Annotated in this window: 17 protein-coding genes; 4 read left to right on the top strand and 13 right to left on the bottom strand. The window is 68.4% G+C overall.

What is annotated here, in order from left to right; genetic code table 11:
* Positions 1 to 36 precede the first annotated feature (36 nt).
* The 6 genes from kynU to HUT19_RS39705 all read right to left on the bottom strand — a co-directional run bounded on the left by kynU (position 37) and on the right by HUT19_RS39705 (position 5670).
* Positions 37 to 1266 carry a kynureninase gene (kynU, locus tag HUT19_RS39680; RefSeq protein WP_176185951.1) on the bottom strand — a complete coding sequence of 410 codons (1230 nt, stop codon included), beginning with the start codon at positions 1264 to 1266 and terminating at the stop codon, positions 37 to 39.
* The gene (locus HUT19_RS39685) at positions 1263 to 1886 is read right to left on the bottom strand and encodes an MBL fold metallo-hydrolase (RefSeq protein ID WP_176185953.1); all 624 of its coding nucleotides are present in this window, start codon (positions 1884 to 1886) and stop codon (positions 1263 to 1265) included. Before HUT19_RS39685 ends, kynU begins: the two co-directional genes overlap by 4 nt.
* Positions 1886 to 2974 (bottom strand): S-(hydroxymethyl)mycothiol dehydrogenase, encoded by a 1089-nt coding sequence (locus HUT19_RS39690; RefSeq protein WP_176187887.1) that lies wholly within the window; start codon positions 2972 to 2974, stop codon positions 1886 to 1888. Before HUT19_RS39690 ends, HUT19_RS39685 begins: the two co-directional genes overlap by 1 nt.
* Positions 2975 to 3015: 41 nt before the next feature.
* Positions 3016 to 3378 carry a cupin domain-containing protein gene (locus tag HUT19_RS39695; RefSeq protein WP_176185955.1) on the bottom strand — a complete coding sequence of 121 codons (363 nt, stop codon included), beginning with the start codon at positions 3376 to 3378 and terminating at the stop codon, positions 3016 to 3018.
* A gap of 67 nt (positions 3379 to 3445) precedes the next feature.
* A complete protein-coding gene (locus HUT19_RS39700; protein WP_176185957.1) occupies positions 3446 to 4315 on the bottom strand; it encodes a tryptophan 2,3-dioxygenase in 870 nt (289 codons plus the stop codon).
* A gap of 50 nt (positions 4316 to 4365) precedes the next feature.
* A complete protein-coding gene (locus HUT19_RS39705; protein ID WP_176185959.1) occupies positions 4366 to 5670 on the bottom strand; it encodes an FAD-binding oxidoreductase in 1305 nt (434 codons plus the stop codon).
* A 705-nt stretch (positions 5671 to 6375) separates the two neighbouring features.
* Here HUT19_RS39705 and HUT19_RS39710 point away from each other — a divergent pair.
* A complete protein-coding gene (locus HUT19_RS39710) occupies positions 6376 to 8997 on the top strand; it encodes a SpoIIE family protein phosphatase/ATP-binding protein (protein ID WP_254886064.1) in 2622 nt (873 codons plus the stop codon).
* A 191-nt stretch (positions 8998 to 9188) separates the two neighbouring features.
* Here HUT19_RS39710 and HUT19_RS39715 read toward each other — a convergent pair whose 3' ends face one another.
* The 7 genes from HUT19_RS39715 to HUT19_RS39745 all read right to left on the bottom strand — a co-directional run bounded on the left by HUT19_RS39715 (position 9189) and on the right by HUT19_RS39745 (position 17033).
* Positions 9189 to 10151, bottom strand: coding sequence for an electron transfer flavoprotein subunit alpha/FixB family protein (locus HUT19_RS39715; RefSeq protein WP_176185964.1), 963 nt, complete (start codon positions 10149 to 10151; stop codon positions 9189 to 9191).
* A gap of 138 nt (positions 10152 to 10289) precedes the next feature.
* Positions 10290 to 11096, bottom strand: a complete 807-nt coding sequence (locus HUT19_RS39720; RefSeq protein ID WP_176185966.1) for an electron transfer flavoprotein subunit beta/FixA family protein — start codon at positions 11094 to 11096, stop codon at positions 10290 to 10292.
* Entirely contained in the window at positions 11066 to 11566 is a 501-nt protein-coding gene (locus HUT19_RS39725) for a thioesterase family protein (protein ID WP_176185968.1), read from the bottom strand. Before HUT19_RS39725 ends, HUT19_RS39720 begins: the two co-directional genes overlap by 31 nt.
* Complete coding sequence (locus HUT19_RS39730; RefSeq protein WP_176185970.1) at positions 11544 to 13925, bottom strand: bifunctional salicylyl-CoA 5-hydroxylase/oxidoreductase; 2382 nt, start codon at positions 13923 to 13925, stop codon at positions 11544 to 11546. Before HUT19_RS39730 ends, HUT19_RS39725 begins: the two co-directional genes overlap by 23 nt.
* Before the next feature lie 11 nt (positions 13926 to 13936).
* Positions 13937 to 15607 (bottom strand): AMP-binding protein, encoded by a 1671-nt coding sequence (locus tag HUT19_RS39735; protein WP_176185972.1) that lies wholly within the window; start codon positions 15605 to 15607, stop codon positions 13937 to 13939.
* Between the two features lie 41 nt (positions 15608 to 15648).
* Complete coding sequence (locus tag HUT19_RS39740) at positions 15649 to 16551, bottom strand: acyl-CoA thioesterase II (protein WP_176185974.1); 903 nt, start codon at positions 16549 to 16551, stop codon at positions 15649 to 15651.
* Positions 16548 to 17033: a cupin domain-containing protein gene (locus HUT19_RS39745; protein ID WP_176185976.1), complete on the bottom strand. Its 486-nt coding sequence runs from the start codon at positions 17031 to 17033 to the stop codon at positions 16548 to 16550. Before HUT19_RS39745 ends, HUT19_RS39740 begins: the two co-directional genes overlap by 4 nt.
* A 124-nt stretch (positions 17034 to 17157) precedes the next feature.
* Here HUT19_RS39745 and HUT19_RS39750 point away from each other — a divergent pair, with 124 nt between their 5' ends.
* From HUT19_RS39750 to HUT19_RS39760, 3 genes are read left to right on the top strand one after another with little or no spacing between them, the layout of a single operon-like run.
* Positions 17158 to 17577, top strand: coding sequence for a RidA family protein (locus HUT19_RS39750; RefSeq protein WP_176185978.1), 420 nt, complete (start codon positions 17158 to 17160; stop codon positions 17575 to 17577).
* Between the two features lie 19 nt (positions 17578 to 17596).
* A complete protein-coding gene (locus tag HUT19_RS39755; protein ID WP_176185980.1) occupies positions 17597 to 18487 on the top strand; it encodes a fumarylacetoacetate hydrolase family protein in 891 nt (296 codons plus the stop codon).
* A 54-nt stretch (positions 18488 to 18541) separates the two neighbouring features.
* Positions 18542 to 19396: a PaaX family transcriptional regulator C-terminal domain-containing protein gene (locus tag HUT19_RS39760; protein WP_176185982.1), complete on the top strand. Its 855-nt coding sequence runs from the start codon at positions 18542 to 18544 to the stop codon at positions 19394 to 19396.
* Position 19397 lies beyond the last annotated feature (1 nt).

The raw sequence follows: 19397 nt of genomic DNA on the forward strand, positions 1-19397 counted from the left end.
CGGAGTCACGGGTGCGGGAGACACCGCACCCGGCACTCATGTCCCGCCGGTGGCCGTAAGGCCGCGGATCACGTCCATGGCCCGCCAGGTCTCGGCGAAGCCGGTGGTGAGGGGAGACAATCCGACGCGGATGCCGTCCGGTGGACGGAAGTCGATGATCACACCTGCCTCGATCAGGCGCTGTGACAGTTCTGCCGCGTCGGCACGGGCGAGGGTGACGTGGCTGCCGCGCCGGTCGGGGTCGCGCGGCGACGCGATGCGCACCCCGTGCGGTACGAGCCAGTCCTGGGCGAGTTCGGTGACCATCTCGGTCAGTGCCATGCCTTTGGCGCGTATGCGGTCGATGCCGGCCTCGGCGGTCAGCGTCACGCTCTCCTCGACGCCGATCATGGCGGTGATCGGCGGGGTGCCGGACAGGGCGCGGCGCACCCCGGGAGCCGGGCGGTAGGCGTGTTCCATGGCGAACGGTGCGGCTGCGCCCATCCATCCCCATATGGGCTGGCGGAAGGACTCCTGGTGGGCGGTTCTCACGTAGGCGAAGGCGGGGGCCCCGGGCCCGGCGTTGAGGTACTTGTAGGTGCAGCCGACGGCGAAGTCGACCCCTGCGGTGTCGAGTTGGACCGGGATGGAGCCCACGCTGTGGCAGAGGTCCCAGACGGTCAGCGCGCCGTGCTCATGGGTCAGGGCGGTGAGCGCGGCCATGTCGGCGATCCAGGCCGAGCGGTAGGCGACGTGGGAGAGGGTGACGACGGCCGTGTTCGCGTTCAGCTCGGCGGCGAGTTCCTCCGCCGTCACCCCCGCGTCCGGGTCGGAGTCGATCCACCGTACGGTCATGCCCAGTTCGTCGGCGATGCCCTGGACGAGGTAGCTGTCGGTGGGGAAGTTGTGCCGGTCACTGATGATCTCGGTGCGTCCTGGGCGCAGGGCGAGGGCGCCCCGGAGCAGTTTGTAGAGACAGACGCTGGTGGAGTCGGCGACGACAACCTGGCCGGGGGCCGCGCCGAGGGCGGCTTCCCCGAGGGCGTCGCCGATGCGCTCGGGCAGTTCCATCCAGCCTTCGGACCAGGAGCGGATGAGCCGGGTGCCCCACTCCTGGGTGAGCAGTGAGTTCAGGCGCTCCTGGGTGGCCTTCGGCGGGCGGCCCAGGGAGTTGCCGTCGAGGTAGGCGATCAGTCCATCGTCGGCAGGAGTGATGAACCGGTCGCGGAAGGGGGCGAGAGGGTCCTTCTCATCGAGGCGGCGGGCGTCGTCGAGGGAGGTCGTCATGGGGTCACCTTTTCCGGCAGTCGCGCCTTCTCCGCGCCGATGGTCGTGGAGTCGCCGTGGCCGGTGTGCACGACGGTCTGCCCCGGCAGGACCAGGAGCCGGTTGCGGATGGAGGCGATGATGGTGCGGTAGTCGGAGTAGGAACGGCCGGTCGCGCCGGGGCCGCCCTGGAAGAGCGTGTCGCCGCTGAAGACGACTCCCAGTTGCGGGACGTACAGGCACACCGCGCCGGGAGCGTGGCCGGGGGTGTGCAGGACGGTGAGCTCGGTGCCGCCGGCTGCGATCACCTGGCCGTGGGCCAGTTCACCGTCCGGGGCGAGGCCGGGGTGGGTGAGCTTCCACAGGGGCAGGTCGTCCGGGTGGAGGAGGACCGGCGCGCCGGTGAGGTCGGCGAGCGCGGGCGCGGCGTTGATGTGGTCGTCGTGGGCATGGGTGCAGATGATCGCGGTGAGGCGGCGTTCGCCGACGGCGGCGGCGATGGCGGCCGCGTCATGGGCCGGATCGATGACGATCACGTCGGTGTCGTCGCCGATGATCCACACGTTGTTCTCGACGTCCCAGGTGCCGCCGTCCAGGCTGAACGTGCCGGAGGTGACCAGATGCTCGACTTGGGTCGGCATCAGAAGACCACCACCGAGCGGAGCACGTCGCCGCTGTGCATACGCTCGAAGGCCTTGTCGACTTCGTCCAGCGCGATGGTCTCGGTGACGAAGGCGTCCAGGTCCAAACGGCCCTGCAAGTACAGGTCGATCAGCATCGGGAAGTCCCGGGAGGGAAGGCAGTCGCCGTACCACGACGACTTCAGCGTGCCGCCTCGCCCGAAGACATCCAGCAGCGGTAGTTCGAGTTTCATCTCCGGGGTGGGTACGCCGACCAGCACGACCGTGCCGGCCAGGTCGCGGGCGTAGAAGGCCTGCTGGTACGTCTCCGGGCGGCCGACCGCCTCGATCACCACATCCGCGCCGAAACCGCCGGTCAGGTCACGGACCGCCTCCGTCATGTCGACGGCCTTCGAGTTCACCGTATGGGTGGCGCCGATGCTCTGGGCCGTCGCGAGCTTGCGGTCGTCGATGTCAACCGCGATGATCTTCGACGCTCCCGCGAGCTTCGCCCCGGCAATCGCCGCGTCGCCAACGCCGCCGCAGCCGATCACGGCGACCGTGTCTCCGCGGCCGACGCCACCGGTGTTGATCGCGGCGCCGATACCGGCCATCACTCCGCAGCCCAGCAGCCCGGCCACGGCCGGTGATGCCTGCGGGTCGACCTTGGTGCACTGCCCAGCAGCGACCAGGGTCTTCTCGGCAAAGGCGCCGATGCCCAGGGCCGGCGACAGTTCCTGACCGGTGGCGGCGAGGGTCATTTTCTGCCGAGCGTTGTGCGTGTTGAAGCAGTACCAGGGACGCCCACGCAGACAGGCGCGGCACTGCCCGCAGACCGCCCGCCAGTTGAGGATCACGAAGTCCCCGGGCGCGACCTCGGTGACGCCTTCGCCGACCGACTCCACCACGCCGGCGGCCTCGTGGCCGAGTAGGAACGGGAAGTCGTCGCTGATGCCGCCTTCCCGGTAGTGCAAGTCCGTGTGACACACCCCGCAGGCCTGCACTCTGACGACGGCCTCGCCCGGACCCGGATCCGGAACCACGATTGTCTCGGTCTGTACCGGCGAACCTTTGGCGCGGGCGATGACCGCGCGTACTTCCTGTGCCATAACCTCAATTCCTTTACTGATTTGACTTGTCCGCCACCGTGTCAGGCCGTGTACACGACGAAGACCTTGCGCAGACGCTCGTGTATGGTCCAGATCCCGCGCCATCCGAGCGGGAAGTAAGCGGTGTCACCCGCGGTGAGCTCGACGGGCTCCTCTCCATCGCGGACGACGGTCATCCGGCCGTGGACAACGGTGATGACCTCACCGCGGGTGCTGAACTCCCACCGAGAGGTCCCTGGCTCGGACTCCCAGGTGCCAGAGATGATCCCCTTCGTCTGGTCCGTGAAGAACACGCGGCTGCGCACGGTGATCTCGCCGGAGAGCGGCTCCGCGCTCGGAGGCGCGAGCACGCTCTCGTCCAACTCGGCCGAGGGGATGTCGAGACAACGGAAGGTGACAGTCACAGGAGGGTCCTTTCAGTCAGGAGACGAGCGGGAGGATGGCTCGAATGGACGGCAACACGCCGACGCGTCAGCCGACCTCGGTGCGCACGGCGAGTACTTCGGGGAAGAAGGTCAGATCGAGCGCGGCCTTCAGAAAGGCCACCCCGCTGGACCCACCGGTACCCCGCTTGAAGCCGATGATCCGCGTTACCACCTTCAGATGGCGGAAGCGCCAGAGCTGGAAGCTCTCCTCGATGTCGACGAGTTCCTCGCAGGCCTCGTAGGCTTCCCAGTGGGCCTCGGGGTTGTCGTAGATCTCCTTCAGCACGGGGAGCAGACCGTCGTGGAACCCATGTGCACGGGTGACGTCCCGTTCCAACAGCTCCTCGGGGACCGGGTGCCCGGCGCGGGCGAGGTAGCGGAGGAACTCGTCGTACAGGCTGGGCAGACGCAAGGATTCCTCCAGCGCGTCGCACGCCTCCGGGTCGTGCGCGAAGACCTGGTTCATCTGCCCGTTCTTGTTGCCGAGAAGGAACTCCACGATCCGGTACTGCGCGGACTGGAAGCCGGAGGCATGCCCTAGTGCGCCGCGGAACTGGGCGTACTCACTCGGCGTGAGAGTGGCCAGCACGGCCCATTGTTCGACGAGCTGCCGTTGGATGTGCTTGACGCGGGCGAGGGACTTCAGCGCGGGCCGTAGATCGTCGGAAGCCAGCCGGCGCATGGCCTGGCGCAGCTCATGGATCACGAGCTTGAACCACAGCTCCGAGGTCTGGTGCTGGATGATGAACAGGAGTTCGTCGTGGTGCGGCGGATTGCTCAAGGGCTGCTGCGCGGACAGCAACCGGTCGAGTCGCAGGTAGCCACCGTACGTGGTCTCCTTGTGCAGGTTGGTGTAGATGCCCTGCTCGATCTCTCGGGTGTTGTGCCGTGAAGCCGGCTCGGACCGCTGGCTCATGGATGCGTCTTCGCTTTCGTTGTGCGGTGGAGGGACACCCTTACGACAGGTCACCCCATGACGCTGAAGCTGCTGTCCTGGTTGATCTGACGACGACGGCTGTAGTGCGACAGATCCACCTCATGGCCGGTGCGGGGCAGCTTGACCACGACGGGTTCGGCGTCGTGGTCCTGGCCGTTCTCGCAGGCGTCGATGATGGCCGTCAGGAAGAGCCCGACCACGGGAGCGTTCTTGAACTGGTTTCCGCTTGTGCCGATCGCCACGTAGTACCCGCGCAGCGCCGTCTTGTCGTAGATCGGGATCCAGTCCTGCGAGACGTCGTACACGCCGGCGATCCCGCGGGGTGTGTGGGGCACGGTGAGGCTGGGGATACGGCAGGCGGCGCGGTAGAGCTGAGCGTCGTAGACCGCCGTCGTCGGATGCGGGTTGTAGCTGTCGGGATCATCGAGCCACTCCAGCGGATCGCATTCCGGTTCGGTGCCGCCCACGATGAGACCGCCGCTCGGGGTGCTCCGGAAGTATGTGCCCAGGTCCGGGTCGGCGACGAGGAGCCCCCTGCCATCCTGGCCGAAGCCGTCGGGTGCACGTACCTCGTGGACCTCCTGGCGCAGCGGCCGGGTGGAGACGGCGAAGTCCTCGCCCACTCCGGCGAGCGCGTTGACCGCTCCGGAATGCGGCCCTGCCGCATTGATCACGACCGGTGCCGACAACCGGGTACCGTCGCCGAGGTCGACGCCGGTGACGCGGTCCCGGGCCGTGATGCCCGTCACCTCGGAACGGAATCGGAAGGTGGCTCCGTGGCCCACGGCTGCGGTCATCAGGTTGCGGGCCGCCAGCTGCGGGTCGTCCACGAAACCGCAGTCAGGGGTCCAGCAACCGGTCAGCTCGCCGGCCGGCTCGTCGAAGAAGGCCTCGTCAGTGATGGCCTTGGGCGGGTAGTAACGGCCGATGTCCAGCAGCGGCAAGCGCTCTGCCAGCGTCGTCGCGTCCCAGTCCTCGTACGGCACGCCCGCCCGGTCGAACAGTTCGTACACCGTGGCGCGGTCCTGGCCGGGGGAGTCCAGGAGCAGTCCGCCGGTTCTGATGAACCGGGCGAGCCCCGCCTCGTCGCCACCGCCGAGGTGATCACTCCACTGTTCCCAGGCGTGCTTGGACTCCCAGGCGCTGGCGACCCCCGCCCAGGTGGAGTAGTTGAACCGGATGACGGCCGAGGACGCGCTGGTGGACCCGCTTCCGGCCGACGGCCCCCGTTCCACCACGCAGACGTGCCGCCCACCGGCTGCCAAGGCATACGCGATGGAGCAGCCCATGACGCCTGCTCCGATCACCACTGCATCGAAGCTCTGATCGGACATCGCGTTCCTTTCGGAAAGACGAGGACGGGTAAAAAACCGCCGAAAATAGGGTCTCTGTGGATTCCGCAATCAGACGGTGACGCCACCAAGCAGTCCGGGCTGCTTTATTACGACCGCGTGATGCTCTACGAACACGCCTCTGAGTGATGAGTATGCTCACGCTCATAACGGAATAGAATCAACGGTTGTCGAGGCTTCTTCCCGGCGATGTTCTACATCTGTCGGAAGCGCGGTGCGGAAGGTGCCGGTCAGGCGGACCAGCGTCAATCCCGGATGTGTCCGGGCCTGCTCTCTTCGTCGTTGTGCTGGTCGGCAGGGCTGAGACCGGCGGCGGCGATCCGTTGCCCATCGCCTGCGGCACGCCGGGCTGGGCCGGGCGGACTCTCCCCCGCCCTTCCTCCCCGCTCTGCGAGCATGCTGAGCGCAAGGCAGGCGCCGCGAAGATCCATTTCGGGACGAGGGGCCGACCGAGACCAGGTATGCCCAGCCTGAACGTGTCGAGGCGCGGCTTACCGAAGCGCTCCGGACACGGAGTGCAACCGAAAAGCTGTTCACCCACGGGGTGACCCATGGTAGAAATGTCACATGAGGCGGCTTTTCTGCCTTTCACGGGGCCGGGCAAACCACGTCGGAGCCAAGGCTTCGCCGACAGGGCCCCCGCACCGATTCCCACTGAGTCCGCGCAGCGTCGCGGGTCAGGTGTTCATGTTGCAGCTGGTGCTCGTATTGCTGCTGGGGCTGGCGGCGGCGGCTGCCCTCGTGCTGCAGGCCCGCAACGAAACCATGCATGAGGCGCGGGCACGTTCACTCGTCGGCGCTGAGACCTTCGCTCACGCCCCGGGAACGCTGGCCGCGATGAAGTCCGCCCATCCCAGTGCCTTGCTGCAACCGCGTGCCGAGCAGGCGCGGAAGGCCTCGGGACTCGACTACATCGTTGCGTACAATCCAGCCGGTATCCGCTGGACTCACCCCGACCCGAGTCTGATCGGCAAGCACGTGATTGGTCACGCCGACGAGGCGTATGCCGGGCATACGCAGAGGTCCATGTACATCACACCGGTGGGACCAGTGGTGGATACGACCGTTCCTGTCTTCAACTCCAAGGGCAGGATGGTCGGGCTGGTGTCGGCCGGAATCAATGTCACGAACGTGAACGCGCGGGTGAGTGAGCAACTGCCGCTTCTGCTTGGTTCTGCTGCTGGCGCACTGGTGCTGGTCTCGGCCGGGGCGACGTTGGTGGGTCGTCGGCTGCAGCGGCAGACGCACGGCCTGGAGCCCGCCGAGCTGAGGAGAATGTACGAGCACCACGACGCGGTGCTGCACGCCGCGCGGGAAGGTGTGTTGATCGTCGCGGATGACGGGCTGCTGCTGCTGGCCAACGACGAGGCGCGGCGCCTGCTCGCCCTGCCCACGGACGCTGAGATGCGCAACGTCGCCGACCTGGGTCTGGACCCACCCATCGCCGAACTGCTGGTGTCCGGTCGGGTGGCCAACGACGAGATCTTCCCGGCGGGTGACCGCATGGTGGCGGTGAACGCCCGGAGGACCGCACCTTACGGCGGTCCGGGCGGGAGCATGGTGACGCTCCGCGACACGACGGAACTGCAGGCCCTGTCCGGCAAGGCCGCAGCGGCACAGCGCCGCCTGGGGCTGCTGTGCGACGCCGGGACGAAGATCGGCACAAGCCTTGACGTGGTACGGACCGCCGAGGAGCTGACGCGGTTCGCGGTCCCCAGGTTCGCCGACTACGCCACCGTTGATCTTGTCGAACCGGTTCTCCAGGGTGGTGACCCGGTGGGCACGGCAATGCGTCGAGCGGCTGTCAGCGGCATCCAGGAGGAGCATCCTCTTTTCCCGGTGGGCAAGGTGATCGAGTTCGGTCCAGGAACTCCTCAGGCGGTCGGCTTCGGCACCGGGGAGCCGGTACTCGAGGCCGACATGCCCTCTTTCACTGGATGGCAGAAGCATGATCCCGACAGAGCCCGGCGGCTCGTCGGCTTCGGCATCCACTCGATGATCGTCGTGCCGCTGCGTGCGCGCGGTGTGCTGATGGGCGTGGCCAGCTTCTTTCGGTCAGGGCAGGCCCCGCCGTTCGAGCAGCAGGATGTTTCGATCGCCGAGGAGCTGGTGGGCCGGACCGCGGTGGCTGTCGACAACGCCCGCCGTTACACCCGCGAGCACACGATGGCCGTCACCTTGCAGCGCAGCCTGCTGCCCCGCGAGCTGCCCGAGCAGTCCGCCCTCGACGTGGCTCACTGCTATCTGCCCGCGCAGGCCGGGGTGGGTGGTGACTGGTTCGATGTGATCCCGCTGCCTGGTGCGCGGGTGGCGTTGACCGTAGGCGATGTGGTCGGCCACGGGCTGCACGCGGCCGCAACGATGGGCCGTCTGCGCACCGCGATTCACAATTTCTCGGCCCTCGACCTGTCCCCCGACGAGCTCCTGGCCCACCTTGACGAACTGGCCGCCCGGAGCGACAGTGACGCGGCCGCCGGTAGCGGTGGCGACGGCGATGGGCAGGGCGACAACGTCACAGGGGCCACCTGCCTGTACGCCGTCTACGACCCGGTCGCGAGGCAGGCTACGGTGGCAACGGCGGGCCACTTCGGACCGGCCCTTGTGCTCCCGGACGGCACCGTCTCCTTCCCGGACGTGCCCGTCTCCCCGCCGTTGGGCCTGGGCGGCAGCCTGCCGGTGGAAGCGGCCGAGCTCCATCTGCCGGAGGGGTCGAAGCTGGTGCTGTTCACCGACGGGCTTATCGAGGACCGCGACCGCGACATCGACACGGGCCTGGAGCTGCTGCGTTCCGCTCTGGGCACCGGTGCGGACCGCGACCCGCAGGAGACCTGCGCTGCCGTGTTGGACGCCGCGCTGCCTGCTCGTCCCAGCGACGACATCGCGCTGCTGGTGGCCCGTACCCGGGTACTGGATCCGGACCGGGTCGCCGAGTGGGACGTCTCCCCCGAGCCGGCGGCCGTGTCTCCCGTCCGATCCGCGTGCGCTCGCGCACTGGACGGTTGGGGGCTGGAGGAGATCGGGTATGTCACGGAGCTCATTGTCAGTGAACTGATCACCAACGCCATCCGCTACGGCACCCAACCCATCAGGGTCCGCCTGATCTACGACCGCAAGCTCATCTGCGAGGTCTCCGACGGCAGCAGTACCTCGCCGCATCTACGGCGTGCGGCCACTACCGACGAGGGTGGCCGCGGCCTGTTCCTCGTCGCCCAGCTGGCCGAACGCTGGGGCACCCGCTACACGGCGCGCGGCAAGGTCATCTGGACCGAACAACCGCTCTGGGACAGTGAGCTCGAAGGGCGCGTCTGAACGCAGGGCCCGATCCTCGATACGCCGGGGATGGTTCAATCGACAGCTGCCCACGCCGCACCGCCGGAAACACGTTCGGGTGTCCCCCGACGGGGGAAACGCCTGCACGCGCGGCTTCGGTCGTCTTGGTGAAGCCATCGGTGGGCACGGACCCGGCGCATCAGTGAGGGGTCCCACCGCCTCCGCCGCGGTCAATCCTTGCGGGCGTTGATCTCCTCGGTCAGCTGGGGGACGACGTCGAACAGGTCGCCGACGACGCCGTAGTCGACCAGATCGAAGATCGGGGCCTCCGGGTCCTTGTTGACCGCCACGATCGTCCTGGAGGTCTGCATGCCGGCGCGGTGCTGGATCGCCCCGGAGATGCCGTTGGCGATGTAGAGCTGCGGCGAGACGGACTTGCCGGTCTGGCCGACCTGGTTGGTGTGCGGATACCACCCCACGTCGACCGCGGCACGCGAGGCACCCACGGCCGCGCCGAGGGAGTCGGCGAGCGCCTCGATGATCGCGAAGTTCTCCGCGCTGCCCACGCCACGGCCACCGGAGACGACGATCGCGGCCTCGGCCAGCTCTGGACGGCCCGTGGACTCACGCGCCGTCCGGCCGGTGATCTTCGTGCCGGTCGCCTTCTCGGAGAAGGACACGGACAGTGCCTCGACCACGCCCGCAGCCGGAGCGGCCTCTATCGCGGCCGAGTTCGGCTTGACGGTGATGACCGGCGTACCCTTGGACACCCGGGTCTTCGTGGTGAAGGAGGCAGCGAACACCGACTGGGACGCCACCGGGCCCTCCTCGCCGATTTCCACATCGATGGCGTCGGTGATGATGCCCGCGCCGATGCGCAGGGCCAGACGGGCGGCGATCTCCTTGCCCTCCGCGCAGGACGGGACGAGGACGGCAGCCGGGCAGACGGCCTCGTAGGCGGCCTGCAACGCGTCAACCTTCGGCACGACCAGATACTCGGCGTACTCGGGAGCGTCGTGGGTCAGCACCTTGGCCGCGCCGTGCTCGATGAGGACGGCGGCGGTGTCGGCCGCACCGGCGCCCAGGGCGACGGCGACAGGTTCGCCGAGGCGGCGGGCCAGTGTGAGAAGCTCCAGGGTGGGTTTGCGGACGGAGCCGTCCACGTGGTCGACATGGACGAGAACTTCAGCCATAGGAATGGTTCTCCCAGCGGAATTGCGAATCCTTAAGGAACGGATAGGGTAAAAGAAGTTTCGAAAGGAGACGGAAAAGAAAAGGAGCCTTCGAATAGGCCGCCCATCCCTCAGATGGACTTCCGGCTCGCGAGACGGCTATATGAACCTGCGCTCCGCGAGGAAGGAAGCGAGTTCCCTTCCGCCCTCGCCCTCGTCCTTGACGATGGTGCCCACGGCGCGAGCCGGAGAATCCGTGGCGGAGTCCATCGTGGTGTAGGCACCCTCGAGACCGACTTCCTCCGCCTCGATGTCCAGGTCGGACAGGTCCCAGGACTCCACCGGCTTCTTCTTGGCCGCGGTGATGCCCTTGAACGACGGATAACGCGCCTCACCCGACTGGTCAGTCACCGACACCACGGCCGGCAGGGACGCCTGGAGTTGCTCGGAGGCCACGTCCCCGTCGCGGCGGCCCCTGACCTTGCCTGCCTCGACGGACACCTCCGACAGGAGGGTCACCTGCGGGACGCCCAGGCGCTCCGCCAGCAGCGCCGGAACGACGCCCATGCTGCCGTCCGTCGACGCCATGCCGCAGATCACCAGGTCGTAGCCGGCCTTGGTGATCGCCCTGGCGAGTACCAACGAGGTGCCGATCGCGTCCGTGCCGTGCAGATCGGCATCCTCGACGTGGATCGCCTTGTCGGCACCCATCGACAGCGCCTTGCGCAGCGCCTCCTTCGCGTCCTCAGGACCCACCGTCAACGCGGTGACTTCGGCGTCATCCGCGTCCTCTGCAATCTGTAGTGCCTGCTCGACCGCGTACTCGTCCAGCTCGGAGAGCAGGCCGTCCACGTCGTCCCGGTCGATGGTCAGGTCATCGGCGAAGTGCCGGTCGCCAGTGGCGTCGGGCACGTACTTCACAGTGACAACGATCCTCAAGTTCTCTCCTGTTGAGTTGAGTGGCATCGGCAAGTGGACTCGGACTGGGTGTGATTTCTGAGTGCGGTCATCCACTCCTTGGGCCAGGGAGCACTGGTGGGCTCACCGCCAGGTAGGACGTGCACCACGATGTACCGGCCCGACGCTGCGAGCCGGCGCGGTTGGCGGTCGGTCTCCTCGCCCCAGACCGCGAACCGGAAGGTCATCGACGACGTGCCGATGTGCTCCACGCTGAGGTCCGTCGTCACCTCCTGCCCGAACCAGAGCGGGGACACGAAGTTGACCTCATGGCGCACCCGCGGTGCGGCACCGAAATAGCCGGCGACGCCACGCTCGCGCATCAACGCCGCCTCGGCCGCCTCCACGAACCGCACGATCGCCGTGTTGTGGTGATGACCGCCGGCGTCGGTGTCCGACCACTGCACGCGGGACCGGTGGACGACACGGGCGAAGCCGCCGGTGTCGTCCACCGCGTCAGGAGACGGGGGCCGGTTCACGGGTCGGGATCCAGCGGAGGTGGACGGTCTGGTCGGCGAGTTCGGACCGGAGCAGTGACAGACGAGGGCGTATGGCGTCGGTGCGCGAGGTCGGGGGCTTGCGGCGGCCCGCGCGGAACTGTACCGGCCATTCGGCGCCCGGGCCCCGGTACTCCTGCTCGGCGGCCGCGTGCAGAGTCCAGTGCGGGTCGTACAGGTGGGTGCGTCCTACGGCGCACAGGTCGGCGCGGCCTGCCAGAAGTAGGGAGTTGACGTCGTCGTACGAGGCGATCGCGCCCACCGCGATGACCGCGGTACCCGTGGCGGCGGCGACCTCGTGGCGGATGCGGTCGGCGAACGGGGTCTGGTAGGAGCGGCCGAAGGCGGGCCGCTCGTCCTTGGTGACCTGGCCGGAGGAGACGTCGATGGCGTCCGCCCCATGTGCGATGAACGCGCGGGCGACCTCGACGGCGTCGTGTTCGGTGTTGCCTTCCGGCACCCAGTCGGTCGCGGAGATGCGCACGATCATCGGCCTCTCCGCAGGCCATGCCTCCCGCACGGCGTCGAAGACCTCCAGCGGGAAACGCAGCCGGTTCTCCAGCGGGCCGCCGTACGCGTCGGTGCGGTGGTTGGCGACCGGCGAGAGGAAGGAGGACAACAGGTAGCCGTGGGCGCAGTGGAGTTCGAGCAGGTCGAAGCCGGCCTCGGCCCCCCGGCGGGCGGCGGCGACAAAGTCCGCGGTGATCCGGTCCATGTCGGCGCGGGTGACCTCGCGCGGAACCGTGGAGCCGGGGCCGTACGGCAGCGGGGACGGGCCGACGATCTCCCAGTCACCCTCCGGCAACGGGTCGTCCATACCCTCCCACATCAGCCGGGTCGAGCCCTTGCGGCCCGAGTGGCCGAGCTGGAGACCGATGCGGGCGGTGCTTTGCTCATGGACGTAGGAGATGATCCGCTGCCAGGAGTCGCGCTGCTCGTCGTTCCATAGGCCGGTGCAGCCGGGTGTGATGCGACCCTGGGGCGAGACGCAGACCATCTCGGTCATCACCAGGCCGGCGCCGCCCATGGCCTTGGAGCCGAGGTGGACCAGGTGGAAGTCGCCGGGAACGCCGTCGACCGCGGAGTACATGTCCATCGGCGAGACGATCACCCTGTTCTTGAGCTCCAGACGTCCCAGTCGGTAGGGCTGGAACATCGCCGGTGCCACGCCGTCGAGGCCCTGCGCGGCTGCGAAGGAGACGTCGACTTGGTCGGCGAACTCCGGGTCGCGGGTGCGCAGGTTGTCGTACGTGATGCGGCGCGAGCGGGTCAGCAGGTTGAAGCAGAACTGGGTCGGCTCCTGGTGGACGTACATGCCGATGTTCTCGAACCACTCCAGCGAGGCCTGCGCCGCCCGCTGGGTGGACTCCACGACCGGGCGCCGCTCGGTTTCGTAAGCGGTCAACGCCGCCTCAGTGTCCGGGTGTTCGTGCAGACAGGCCGCGAGGGCGAGCGCGTCCTCCATCGCCAGCTTGGTGCCCGAGCCGATGGAGAAGTGGGCGGTGTGGGCGGCGTCTCCGATGAGGACAAGGTTTCCGTGGTGCCAGCGTTCGTTGCGTACGGTCGTGAAGTTCAGCCACTTGGAGTTGTTGGCGAACACCTGATGGCCGTCGAGTTCGTCGGCGAAGAGCTCGCGGACACGGGCGACGGCCTGATCGTCGGAGACGCCCGGCGGGAAGTCGGTCCCCTCGGTGGCGTCGAAGCCGGCCCGCCGCCAGACGTCCTCGTGCATCTCGACGATGAAGGTGGAGCCGGTGTCGGAGTAGGGGTAGCCGTGCACCTGCATGACCCCCCATTTCGTCTGCTTGACGAAGAACTGGAAGGCCTCGAAGACCAGGTCCGTACCGAGCCACATGTACTTGTTGTGCCGACGGTCCAGGGACGGGCGGAAGACGTCCGCGTGGGCCGCCCGTAGGAGGGAGTTGGCGCCGTCGGCGCCGACCACGAGGTCGTACGACGCGCGCAGTCGTCCGGTGTCCGGGGCGAGGGTCGAGAAGTGAAGGGTGACGCCGAGGTCGCGGCAGCGCTCCTGGAGCAGGCGGAGCAGTTCCTTGCGGCTCATGGCGGCGAAGCCCTGGCCGCCGACGGTGTGGCTCTCGCCCCGGTAGTGGATGTCGATGTCGGTCCAGCGGGCAAAGCGCCGGGCCATGGCCTCGGCGATGACGGTGTCGGCGTTCTGGACGCCGCCGAGCGTCTCGTCGGAGAAGACGACGCCGAAACCGAAGGTGTCGTCGGGGGCGTTGCGTTCCCAGACGGTGATCTGGTGGGCGGGGTCGAGCTGCTTCATCAGGGCTGCGAAGTACAGCCCGCCGGGACCACCGCCGATGATGGCGATTTTCACGGGGAATCCTCTCACTTCTTGGCGACGGGCTCGGTGGCCTGCTCATCTTCGATGATCTTGCGGAGCGCGAAGCGCTGCAGTTTGCCACTGGTGTTGCGTGGCAGTGCGTCGTGGAAGCGCACCTCCCGCGGGTACTTGTAAGGAGCCAGGACCTGCTTGACGTGGTCCTGGATCTCCTTCGCCTTGGCCGCGTCCCCCGGCACGCCGTCGCGCAGCACCACGAAGGCGCACACGATCGAGCCGCGCTCAGGGTCGGGGCGGGCGACGACGGCGGATTCGACGACGTCCGGGTGGGTGTCGATGGCGGCCTCGACCTCGGGTCCGCCGATGTTGTACCCGGAGGAGACGATCATGCCGTCGCTGCGGGCGTGGTAATGGAAGTAGCCGTCCTCGTCCCGGTGGAAGATGTCACCGGTGACGTTCCAGCCCTCCAGGACGTAATCCTGCTGCCGTTCGTCGTCGAGGTAACGGCAGCCGACCGGGCCGATGACGCCGAGTCTGCCCGGCTCACCCGGGCCGAGTTCCGAGCCGTCGGGGCCGAGGATGGTGGCGCGGTAACCGGGGACCGCCTTCCCCGTGGCGCCGGGCCGGATGTCGTCACCGGTGGCGGAGAGGAAGATGTGCAGCAGTTCGGTGGCACCGATGCCGTCGACGACCTTCAGACCGATATTTTCGTACAGCTGCTCCCAGGTGGTGCGGGGTATGTGTTCGCCCGCCGAAACGGCGATCCGCACCCCGGCCAGCCGCTGTTCCTTCCCCTCGCGCACGATCGCCCGGTAGGCGGTGGGCGCGGTCGCCAGGACGGTGACGCCGTGCCGCCGCACGATCTCCGCGAGTTGCAGGGGGGTGGCGGACTCCGTGAGCAGGGCGCAGGCGCCGGCCCGCAGGGGGAAGACGACCAGCATGCCGAGTCCGAAGGTGAAGGCCAGGGGCGCGGTGCAGGCGACCAGATCGTCCGTGCCCAGACCCAGGGTGTGGCGGCCGAAGGTGTTGTCGATGGACAGGATGTCCCGGTGGAAGTGCATGGTGATCTTGGGGATGCCGGTGCTTCCGGAGGTGGGGCCGAGGAGCGCCACGTCGTCGGCGGCGGTGGCCACGTCGGTGAACACCCCGGACTTGGCGGCGGCCCTGGCCACGAGATCCTCCGGGCCGGTGCCGCCGTATTCGACCACCGTCAGACCGGGCAGCACGGCGTCCCGGATCGTGCGGACCTCGTCGGCGAACCGGTGGTCGACGAGGGCGATGGACGGCTGGGTGCGTTCGGCGATCGGGGTGATTTCCCGGGCGCGCAGGGCGGCCATCGTGGTCACCAGGACGCCGCCGGCCTTCAGGACGCCGAGCCAGGCCGCGACGGTCCAGGGATTGTTGGGCGAACGCAGCAGGACGCGATGCCCCGGCACCAGGCCCAGGTCCTCGGTGAGCACCTGGGCGATCTGGTTGGCGCGGGTGCGCAGTTCACCGTACGTCCACAGCTCGCCGGCCGGGGTGCGCAGGGCGGGGCGGTCGAGGCCGTACAGCGAGGCGGGTATGTCGATGAGTTCGGTCGCCGCGTTGAGCCGGTCCGGGTAGCGCAGTTCAGGCGTCGTGAACTCGATCGTCGGCCACAGGTGCGCGGGGGGAAGGTGATCGCGGGTGAAGGTGTCGACGTGCGCCGAGGGTGAGAGGGAGAGGGGAAGAGTCAACGGAAGTGTCCTTCCGGAACCCGCCGAGAAGAGAGCGGCGGTCAGGTGGGGCGGATCAGGCCCTCCTGGACGACGGTGGCCAGGTGACGGTGATCGCGCGTGAAGAAGCGGCCCGTGCCCAGACCGCGGCCCGCGTCGGCGGCTACGGCTTCCTGGACGTAGAGGAGCCAGTCGCCCACCGGCCCCGGCCGGTGGAACCACATGGCGTGGTCGAGGCTCGCGGTGACCAGCCCGGGCCTGGCCCAGGGCAGGTCGAGCACCCGCAGGACGGGTTCGAGGATCGTGTAGTCGCAGACGTACGCGAGGGCGGCCAGGTCCCGTTGGGCGTCGGTCAGCCCGTCGACCGGGCGGAGCGGGTCGAAGGGCTTGAGCCAGACCGCCTGGTGCGCAAGGCGTTCCCCGTCGACGGTGAGGTAGACCGGGCCCGGGACGTGCCGCATGTCGAAGCTGCGGCCACCGGACCAGTAGGCCCTGGTCTCCTCGGTCATCGAGCCGCCGCTGCGCTCCGCGAGGTACTCCGCCGAGCCGGGCAGGCTCTCCGGGTCGGGAACGTCCTCGGTGAACGTGGCGTGGAAGGCCGGGCCGGCTTCGCCCGCCGCGAAGCCGGCCAGACAGACGTACAGCGGCTTGCCGTTCTGGTAGCCGCGCACCTGCCGGGTGCTGTAGCCGCGGCCGTCGCGTACCACCTCCACCTCGTAGCGGACCTCTGTCCCGATGTCGGCGGGGCGCAGGAAGTAGCTGTGCATCGAATGGAGCGACTTGCCGTCGGTCACCGACCGCATGGCCGCCGCCGCGGCCTGGGCGACCAGGTCGCCTCCATAGGCCTTGGGCCAGGGGCAGGGCTGGGTCGTGGCGGTGAAGGCGAGGTCGAAGTGCTCGGGCTGAGCGGGCTTCAGGGTGACGGCGGCGGTGAAGACGGCGGAGGTGGGGGGCGTTCCGGTCATCGGCGGTCCAGCCAGTCGCACAGGTCGGCGTCGGCCACGTCGGGAAGGTTGACGACGATGTTTTCCGGCGTCCGGGTCGTCAACCACGTCAGCGGCTTGGTGCGGGAGAGGTTGCACTCGATGTGCGGCATGAAAGGCGGCACGAACACCCAGTCGCCCTCCTCCATGTCGACGTAGTCCTCGAACTTCTCGCCGAAGTAGATGCGCGCCCGGCCTGACAGGACGTACCCGCCGGTCTCAGCCTCCCCGTGGTGGTGGGAGACCGAGCGGTAGCCGGGCTCGTTGCGGACCTTGCCGTACCACAGGCGCGTGGCCGGAGTGTGCTGGATGCTCACGCCCGAGGCGCGAACGGCACCACCCGAGTCGGCGGTATTCGCGTCCTCCAGCCCGCCGCGCGTCACCACGGGGGCGACGATGCCACTGGGCAGCCGGTACATCGAGTTGTCGCCGTCCAGGCGGTACTTGCTGAGGTCGGGCTCCATGGGTTCGGCTCCGTTCGGTCGGGACAAGGATCCGATGTCTCGTATTTTTCACGGTCGTCATTTAAAGTCAATACACCTGCCCCGGCCGTGGGGCAGGATGGAACCCAACCGAGCCGGAGGCCACATGTCCCCCGTCCCCGTGAATCCGCCCGCCCTGCCGGCACCCAGCGGCTACTCGCACGCAACACTCGTCGGAAACACGCTCCACCTCGGGGGACAGACCGCCCTCGATGCCGACATGAAGATCGTTCCGGGCGGCATCATCGAACAGTTCCGACAGGCGTTCACCAACCTCCTCACCACCCTGCGCGAGGCCGGCGGTCGGCCCGAAGACCTGGTGAGCGTGACCCTCTACCTCACCGACATCCCCGACTACCAGGCGCACGGCAAGGAGATCGGCAAGATCTGGCGCGAGCTCGCCGGGTCCGTCTACCCGGCCATGGCGGGCATCGGCTGCACGGCGCTGTGGCAGCCCGAGGCCATGATCGAGATCCTCGGTGTGGCCGTGATACCGAACGAACGACTCGCGGCGCCTCGCCCGTAGGAAAGGCAGGACGGTCGACGTGAAACTCGCATCCCTCACCGTGGACGGCGGGCGCCGGGCGGGCGCCGTTAACGAGACCGAGCGGACGGTCACGGTGCTGCCCGCCGAGCTGGGCCCGGTGGACGATATCGTCCGCGGTGGCGGAGCGGCCCTCGCCGCGGCGCGCACGGCGGCCGCCCAGGCCGGCGACGTGCGCTCCCTCTCCCAAGTCCGCCTGGAATCCCCGCTGCACCGCTTCAACCGCGACATCCTGTGCACCGGATGGAACTACTGGGATCACTTCGAGGAGTCGAAGGGAAGGCGCGAGGGCCAGGACCCCGCAAGCCGGCCCGAACATCCCACCTTCTTCACCAAGGGCCCGGACACCGTCATCGGTCCGACCGATGACATCGCCTACGACCCCGAGATATCCGCGCAGTGGGACTACGAGGCCGAGATCGCCCTCGTCATCGGCCGCGACGGACGGTCGATCCCTGAGGAGAAGGCGCTGGACCACGTCTTCGGCTACCTCGTGGCCAATGACGTCTCCCAGCGCGACCTGCAACGTGCCCACGGTGGCCAGTGGCTCAAGGGCAAGAGCGTCGACGCCACGATGCCGTTGGGGCCCTGGCTGACCACCGCCGACGAGATAGACGACCTGGCGGCCCTGCAAGTGCGGTGCGAGGTCAACGGCCACCTGCTGCAGAACGCCTCCAGCGGCCGGATGGCATTCTCCTTCGCCCGGATCATCGCCGAACTCAGCCACGGCATGACCCTGCGCGCGGGGGACGTTGTCCTCACCGGCACCCCCAGCGGCATCGGCAACGCCCGGGAGCCGCAGATCTTCCTGGGCGACGGCGATGTCGTCGTCACCCGGGTCAGCGGACTCGGCGAACTGCGCAACAGGGTGCGCCGGACCCGGCTCACCTAGGTCCTGACCGAGAAGGGGATCTTCCCGGCACCAACAGGCGTTAAGGTGCCGGGAATGACTGCACAGACGACAGCGGCCACCGGCGCGGCAGCCGAACGTGAAACCCGCCATGCCCCGCTCATCCTCACGATCTTCGGCCTCTACGCCCGGGGCGAGCACAACTGGCTCTCGGTCGCCTCGGTGATCAGCCTCATGGCGGACCTCGGCGTGGAGAGCCGGGCCGTGCGGTCCTCGATCTCCCGCATGAAACGCCGTGGCGTGCTGCGCGGCGAGCGCCACGAGGGTGTCGCCGGGTACTCACTCGACGACTCGACCCTGCAGACACTCGCCGAAGGGGACGTCCGCATCTTCCAGCGGACCAGGGCGTCCCGCGAGGACGGCTGGGTCCTCGTCGTGTTCTCCGTGCCCGAGGCCGAGCGCGACAAGCGGCACGCACTGCGCACGGCCCTGACCCAGCTGGGCTTCGGCACCGCCGCGCCGGGTGTCTGGGTCGCTCCCGCACACGTGGCGGCCGAGACGCGGCGAACCCTGGAACGCCGGGAACTGTCCGAGTACGTCGACATCTTCACCGGCGACCACTTCGCCTTCGGGGACCTGCGGGAGAAGGCCCGCTCCTGGTGGGACCTTGATGAACTCACCGCCATGTACGCGGACTTCCTGCGCCAGTTCCGCCCCGTCCTGGACGCGGTGACACGGCGCGAGCCACAGCCGCTGGAGGCGTTCCGGACCTACGTGCCGATACTGACCCAGTGGCGGCGCATGCCCTACCGCGACCCGGGACTCCCCCTGGAACTGCTTCCGTCGCAGTGGAACGGTGTGGCCGCAGGCGAACTGTTCGACCGGCTCAACACCCTGTTGAGCACCCCCGCGGCAGCGCACGCCGCAGGGGTGGTCCGCGCACAGCGCTGAG

This window comes from Streptomyces sp. NA02950 (genome assembly GCF_013364155.1).
Taxonomy (GTDB): domain Bacteria; phylum Actinomycetota; class Actinomycetes; order Streptomycetales; family Streptomycetaceae; genus Streptomyces.